Source organism: Terrimonas sp. (assembly GCF_003075435.1).
Taxonomy (GTDB): domain Bacteria; phylum Bacteroidota; class Bacteroidia; order Chitinophagales; family Chitinophagaceae; genus Agriterribacter.
Map to the genome: position 1 here is coordinate 1 of NZ_QCZJ01000080.1, position 719 is coordinate 719.

Consider the following 719-nt stretch of genomic DNA (forward strand, 5'->3'; position numbering starts at 1 on the left):
ACAACGTTAAAGCATTGGCGATGTGGCGGTATTCTGTGTTCCGTCTGCCGGTGCCGCTGCTGACTAAAGATACAAAAGCTCATTGTTTATTCTGTTGCTCGGCATTATTCGTCTGCTGGATATAAAGCTGATTAGCGAACAAAAAGCTGAGTATATATTCGTCGCCCCGCCATATTGCCAATGCAATGTAAGCTGCATGTACTTTCTGTCAAACCGATTATGTTAGTTATTGTCGTTACCAATGAGTTTGAAGTTATTATTTAGTGTTACTGTGTCAACGACCAAACTATAGCCATTGTAGTCATATTGTTCTCTGTCACTCTGTGGTACTAAAAGTTCTTCCATTTTGTCAGCGTTTAGTGCTTGGCAATAAACGGATGTTGGTTTTGATTGCTTTACATCGGAAATTTTTATTTGCTCGTCTTTGGGAAAAACGGTCTTGTCGCCACCAGTAAATGGTTTCATCCAATGTGTCATATAACTGATTGGTGCGTCTTTGATGCATAAATAGATGTCACCTGCTTGGGGATATCGGATGCCTTTTGGATACAGTGCCCGTTCTAAAGCTGCTGATTTTTGTACGTCCCGATGAGAAATTTGTTTACGTCTGCCGTCCTGTAACTCTTTATACATTTCGTCGTAAGTCTTGTAACCTAAAAGTCGCAGAAATGTATATTTCAAATTCATTGGTGGATGTCAATTAGTATTGCAGCTTACGT

The 719-nt window shown here is 40.1% G+C and carries 1 protein-coding gene; it reads right to left on the minus strand.

Annotation, left to right across the window (positions count from 1 at the left end):
* Window positions 1-222 precede the first annotated feature (222 nt).
* Window positions 223-687, minus strand: coding sequence for a hypothetical protein (locus DC498_RS25930; protein ID WP_116877027.1), 465 nt, complete (start codon window positions 685-687; stop codon window positions 223-225).
* Window positions 688-719: the final 32 nt, after the last annotated feature.